Raw genomic sequence first — 5838 nt, 5'->3', positions numbered from 1 at the left:
GTCGCTGGTGAGGTCGCCGCCGAGTATCATGCCGCTGCGTTCGCTGCGCGCGCGCCCCGGATCCAACCGCCCCGACAGGGCCGACCCCAGCACCGTGGGCAATTCCAGGATCGGCACACCGATGACGGAGGCGGCCACGTGCGGCGAGTTCCACAGCTCCCGGCCGCGGTCGGCCTGTGCGGGCGGGTTGTAGTAGGCGATCTCGCGCGGATGGAAGGGATCGCGCACGTCGAAGACCCTGATCCCGGAGGAGGCCCAGCCGCAGGCCAGGGCGGTGGGGTCGTTCGGGCGGTCGGCGGCGCAGTAGTGCGAGTCGTAGGCGAAGATCGACCCGCCCATCGAGGAGGCCATCAGGGCGTCCTGGTTGCCCGGCAGGTTGATCTCGAGTTTGATCGCGTGCGCGATCCTGGGGGCGGCCGGATCGGAGACGTCGATGAGTTTCACCCCGCCGGAACCGGCTTCGTCCACGGTGAACAGGTAGGGCCGTCCACCGTAGGTGACGGCGATGCTGTGCTGGGTGGCCCAGCCGTCGCTCCACCGGGTCTGCGAGATCACCCCGACCCGCGGATTCGGTTGACGCCGCTGCACCTCGCCGGTGTCGAGCACGGTCAGCCCGCCGAGATTGTCCGACAGGTACATGCGGGTGCCGTCGGGGCTGAATCCCATGCCGTGCATGGACAGTCCCGGCAGTCCCTGCCAGATCACCCGGGGCGCGGTGGGATCGCTGATGTCGACGGCGCTGACCAGGCCGGGCGCGGTGCCGGAGGCCCAGTAGGTGTTGCCGTCCGGGGAGAAGCCGCCCTCGTGCGCGGTGAGCGGCAACGGCAGCGTCAGGTCGGTGCCGGGGCCGGGATTGAGCAGGCGCGGATGCGCGCAGTCGGAGACGTCGTAGATCGACAGCAGTCCGTAGCCGGTCAGGGCGGGCACCCCGGCGCCGACGAGCAGCTTGCGACCCTGGTGCACCTTGAGCGTCTCCCAGGTGCCTGCCAGCATGGCCGGTTCCGACAGCACGCCCGTGCGCACCGGCGCGGTGGGCACGGCGGCGTCGACGACCTGCACTCCCGCCGCCGGATCGAGCAGGTGGGTGGGGAAGAAGGTGCCAAGGTAGGCGCAGTGCTCGAAGCTGGTGGAGGTGATGCCGCCGCCGCGGCCGGGGTAGCCGCCGAGGCGGGTGATGTTGCAGCTGTAGCCCTGCCTGCTGCGGCCGCTGGTGCGGTCGGCGGCGGGCACGTCGCCCTGTAGGCCGGTTTCGGGGGCGGAGCCGGGCAGGCAGTCGGCACGCGCGGCCGCCACGTCGACGATCGCGCTCACCTCCCGCACACCGGGTCCCGGCGGTTGCGCCTGCGCGCCGCCGAAGGGCAGGACGGTGACCGCGACGACGGCCGAGGCGGACAGACGCAGAACCGACATGCGCAGTCCTGACATGCGGGGAACGGACTCCGGGGAGACGAACTCCCGGCGGTTGCGGAACAGCGGAAACGAGGTCATGACGGCCCCTCGTCGTCGAGGGCACTCGCGTGCCGAACACGGCGCCGGAGCAGAGCCGGCACCCAACCGGACTGTGTTGTCCGGTTGCTAGACTAGTGTGCGTGACATCACCCCGCCGCGTCAATCGTGGCCCGAGTGCCGCCGCCGACAATCGCGCGGCGCTGATCGCCGCTGCCCGCAAGATTTTCGCCGAAAACGGCTACGACGTGCCGATGAGCCTCATCGCCCGGACCGCCGGCGTCGGTCAAGGGGTGTTGTACCGCCACTTCGCCACCAAGGAGGCGCTGACCCTGGCGGTGTTCGAGGAGAACATCGTCGAAGTGGAGACGATCGCCGCCGATCCCGGCACCACCGTCGAGGACGTGCTGCGCGTCATCATCGACCAGATCGCCGCCTCGGCGGCCTTCATCGCCATGCTCAATCCGAGCAGCGACGACCCGCGCATCTTCGAGCCCGCCTTCCGCCTGCTCACCCTGCTGGGCGAGAAACTGGCCGATCCGGCGCAGCGCGGCGGCATCCGCCCCGGCATCGAGGCCACCGACCTCGTGCTCGCCGTCGGCATGGTGGCGGGCGTGCTCTCCCGCACCGACGCGGCGTCGCGGCAGTACACCGCCGAGCACGCGTGGTCGCTGCTCATGCACGGCATGCACGTCTGAGCCGGGGGCGTTAACCCCGGGCCGCCACCGGCGCGATCCCTGTGCAGACGACGAAAGGGATCAGATGAGCATCACCACCGACGCGCCCGTCCGCACCACCGAGCAGTTCGCCGAGCGCCTGTTCGGCGCGGCGCTGGGCGCCATCGACCTGCTGGCCATCCATCTCGGCGACCGCATGGGCTGGTATCGCGCCCTCGCCGAGCACGGTCCCGCCGACGCCGCGACGCTGACCGCACACGCGGGCGGCGACCCGCGCTACGCCACCGAGTGGCTGGAACAGCAGGCGGCGAGCGACATCCTGCGGTACGAGGACGAGGGCCGGTTCTCCATCCCCGAGGCGGTCGCCGAAGTGCTGCTCGACCACACGAGCACCGACTACCTCGCTCCCCTGGCCCGCATGATCGCCGCGGCCGCCGTGCAGACCCCGGCGCTGCTGGAGGCCTACCGCACCGGTGGCGGCGTCGGCTGGGACCGGTACGGCGCGGACATGCGGGAATCGCAGTCCGACATGAACCGCCCCTGGTTCGAGCGGCGGCTCGCGGCCGCGCTCGCCGGTGTCCCCGAGGTGCGCGACGCACTCGCCGCGCCGGGCGCGCGGGTCGCCGACATCGGATGCGGCGGCGGCTGGTCGTCGATCGCGCTGGCGAAGGCGTATCCGTCACTGACGGTGGACGGCTACGACATCGACGCGCCCTCGGTGCGCATGGCGCGCGCGAACGCCGCGGCCGCGGGCGTCGGCGACCGGGTGCGGTACCACATCGCCGACGCCGCGGCGGAATTGCCCACCGGCGCCTTCGATCTGGTGTTCGCCTTCGAATGCCTGCACGACATGCCGCATCCGGTGCCCGCGCTCGACGCCATGCGCCGCGCGCTGCGCCCGGGCGGAGCGGTGGTGGTGATGGACGAGGCCGTCGAACCGGACTTCCACGCGCCGGCGAGTGAGATCGACCGCCTGATGTACGGATTCAGCCTGCTGATCTGCCTGCCGGACGGCATGTCCCACGCCGGCTCCGCCGCAACGGGGACCGTCATGCGCCCGAAAACGCTGCGCCGGTACGCCGAGGAGGCCGGTTTCGGCGCGACCTCGGTCCTGCCGATCGAGAACTTCGGCTTCTGGCGTTTCTACCGGCTCATTCCCTGAAGCCCCGATTCGAGTCCGGGCGTTCAGATCTCGAGGTCCTGCTCGATGCCGCGCAGCCGGTGCCGCGCCAGCGCCAGGTTGGCGCGGCCCCGGTCCAGCGCGAGGTAGAGGAACAGGCCCTTGGACTTGCGTCCGGTCATGGGCAGCACGATGTGGTACTGGCTCGACAGGGTGATGAGGATGTCCTCGATCTTCTCGTCGAGGCCGAGGGTGTCCATGGTGCGCATCTTCGCGCGCACCACCTCGGTGTTGCCGGCGGCGGCGACCTGCAGGTCGAGGGTCTTCGTGCCGCCGAGCACGCCCAGGGCCATGCCCGAGTTGTAGTCGACGACCGCGGCGCCGATCGCGCCGTCGATCCCCATCATGTCCTTGAGTGCGACATCCATGTCGGTCACGGGAGTTCCTTTCTTCGATCTGTGCGCCTGCTGTGCCCCGGCGCGTTAGACCTCGAGGTCCTCTTCGATGCCCTTGAGGCGGTGACGGGCGAGCGCGAGGTTGGCGCGGCCCCGGTCCAGCGCGACGTAGAGGAACAGGCCCTTGGACTTGCGTCCGGTCATGGGGCGGATGATGTGGTACTGCCCGGACAGGGTGATGAGGATGTCCTCGATCTCGTCGTTGAGACCGAGGCTGTCCATGGTGCGCATCTTCGCGCGCACCACCTCGGTGTTGCCGGCGGCGGCGATCTGCAGGTCCATCGCCTTGGAACTGCCGAGCATGCCGAGCGCCATGCCCGAGTTGTAGTCGACGACCGCGGCGCCGATCGCGCCGTCGATCACCATCATGTCCTTGAGTGCCAGATCCATGTTGCTCATGTGTGTTCCTTTCATTCGACCTTTGTCGACTGTTTGTGTCTCGGCCCGTTCGACAGCGCCGTCAGGTGATCGGCGATGGCACGGGCCACCGGCCGCGACTCCAGGTGGAGGCGGCCGACGTTCACTTCGGGTTCGGCGAGGACGGTCAGCGAGGCCCAGCCCGCCGTGTAGATGACGACGCATCCCCCGGAGCCGCGCACCACGACCTCGTCGAAGCTGCCGCCGTGGGCGGTGCTCGACACCCGGTACGACAGCGCCAGATGGGAGGCGGTCAGCGCCGCCATGCCGTCCGGTTCGATGTGGCCGGGCAGGTCGTGAGTGATGAGCAGGCCGTCACCCGAGGCAACGAGCGACCCGGTCAGCCGGGGGACGCGCTCGCGCAGTCCGTGTAGTTCCGCCAGCACCACCGCGTACGGCTCCGGCCCCGACATCGACACCTTGGTCAACCTTCCCATCCATTCGCCGAGCAGTTTCTTCCGCGCGGTCACTCGAGCTCCTCCAACGCCGCCCGCACCCGGACGAGCACGCTCATGTCCACCTGCTGCCAGCGCTCCCGCTCGGCAACGGGCACCGCCCGGCGTATTCGCCGCCGAAACGGTACGGGCACACGTTCGGCGCCCTCCGGCCCGCGGAGACGCGAATCCCGCTCGCCCGCCACCTCTTCCGGCGCCACGACAGGCCCCACGACCGGGCGAGCGCTCGCGGAGCGACCCGACGGGGGCACGATCTGCCGCGGTCTCGGCGGCTGCGGCACCGGCGCGTCGACCGTCGTCACGGCAGCCGCCTGCCGCTCCGCCACCGCGGGCACCGGCGCGTCCACCGCTGTCGTCCGCGCGGCGCCCGGCTCCGGCGGCACCGGTGCGTCGACCGTCGTCCCTCGGGCCGCACTCTGCTGCCGCGACCTCGGGACCGGCGCGGCAGCCGTCATGCCGCCGGCCGCCTGCTCCGGTGGCCTCGGGACCGGCGCATCGGCCGTCCTCACCCCGCCCGCGTCCTGCTCCGGCGGCATCGGCGCGTCGACCGTCGTCACCCGCGCGACCACGGACTCGGGCACGACCGGTCCGCGTAGCGACGGAACGTTCCTGGCGTGGCCGCCCCGCCCCTGCCCGCGCGGCGAGGCCACGGGGCGAGGCGGACCGGAGGGCACGGGCATCGCGCGCGGGGTCCGCTCGCGGTCGCCCTGGTCCGCCTCGGGCACAGCGGGTTCCACCAGGCCGGCCTCGGTGAGCTCGCGCACGGCCGTCAGGCATCCGTAGGTGGTGCGCCCGAGATGACGGGCGATCTCGGTGACCGTGCGCCGGGTGTCGGCGGCGGCGAGCACCTCGACCTGTCCGGCGGTCAGCACCACCCGGCGACGCTGCACCCGGCGCACCGGCACCACGGGCGCGCGGTCGACCAGCTCCGCGGGCCACGGCCCCGAACCGGGGTCGCCGCGCCGCTCGCATTCGCGCACCAGTTCCCTCGGGCGCACGTGGCAGACCCGCGACAGCCAGTGCGCCGGCGCGGGCCGGAACTCCGCCTCGGCGCCGGAGGACAGCAGGAAGTAGGCCGCGTCGTAGACCGACAGCAGCGCGAGGGTCTCCAGCTGGGGCTGTTCGAGGACCCGGCTCGGATCACCCGCGCCCGCGCGCCGCCAGTCCTCCGGCGTGGGGCCGCCGGCCGCGCCCCCCCCCCCGGCCCGGCCGGTGGGCCGGGGGGGGGGGGGGGGGGGGCCCGCGCCGGGGGGCCGGGGGGGTTGGGC

The 5838-nt window shown here is 72.0% G+C and carries 7 protein-coding genes; 2 read left to right on the top strand and 5 right to left on the bottom strand.

Annotated elements, in window-relative coordinates:
* On the bottom strand, window positions 1-1410 hold a 1410-nt coding region (locus QH283_RS07965; protein WP_432420680.1), incomplete at its 3' end, for an LVIVD repeat-containing protein.
* 179 nt (window positions 1411-1589) lie between these two features.
* Here QH283_RS07965 and QH283_RS07960 point away from each other — a divergent pair.
* Together QH283_RS07960 and QH283_RS07955 are read left to right on the top strand one after the other, a co-directional pair.
* On the top strand, window positions 1590-2144 hold the full coding sequence (locus QH283_RS07960; protein ID WP_280502374.1) for a TetR/AcrR family transcriptional regulator: 555 nt from the start codon (window positions 1590-1592) through the stop codon (window positions 2142-2144).
* A gap of 64 nt (window positions 2145-2208) precedes the next feature.
* Window positions 2209-3285 (top strand): class I SAM-dependent methyltransferase, encoded by a 1077-nt coding sequence (locus tag QH283_RS07955; protein WP_280502373.1) that lies wholly within the window; start codon window positions 2209-2211, stop codon window positions 3283-3285.
* Window positions 3286-3308: 23 nt separating this feature from the next.
* Here QH283_RS07955 and QH283_RS07950 read toward each other — a convergent pair whose 3' ends face one another.
* The 4 genes from QH283_RS07950 to QH283_RS07935 all read right to left on the bottom strand — a co-directional run.
* Window positions 3309-3671, bottom strand: coding sequence for a hypothetical protein (locus QH283_RS07950; RefSeq protein ID WP_414689564.1), 363 nt, complete (start codon window positions 3669-3671; stop codon window positions 3309-3311).
* A 54-nt stretch (window positions 3672-3725) separates the two neighbouring features.
* Window positions 3726-4097, bottom strand: coding sequence for a hypothetical protein (locus QH283_RS07945; protein WP_280502371.1), 372 nt, complete (start codon window positions 4095-4097; stop codon window positions 3726-3728).
* A gap of 11 nt (window positions 4098-4108) precedes the next feature.
* Complete coding sequence (locus tag QH283_RS07940) at window positions 4109-4585, bottom strand: roadblock/LC7 domain-containing protein (protein ID WP_280502370.1); 477 nt, start codon at window positions 4583-4585, stop codon at window positions 4109-4111.
* Window positions 4582-5838 (bottom strand): hypothetical protein (locus tag QH283_RS07935; RefSeq protein ID WP_280502369.1); only part of this gene is annotated, 1257 nt, incomplete at its 5' end. The genes QH283_RS07935 and QH283_RS07940, both read right to left, overlap by 4 nt.

The sequence above is a fragment of the Nocardia farcinica genome (assembly GCF_029867845.1).
GTDB classification, from domain to species: Bacteria; Actinomycetota; Actinomycetes; order Mycobacteriales; family Mycobacteriaceae; genus Nocardia; species Nocardia farcinica_A.
The sequence above is the reverse complement of the archived record's forward strand: the minus strand, read 5'-3'. Positions and strand labels throughout refer to the sequence as shown.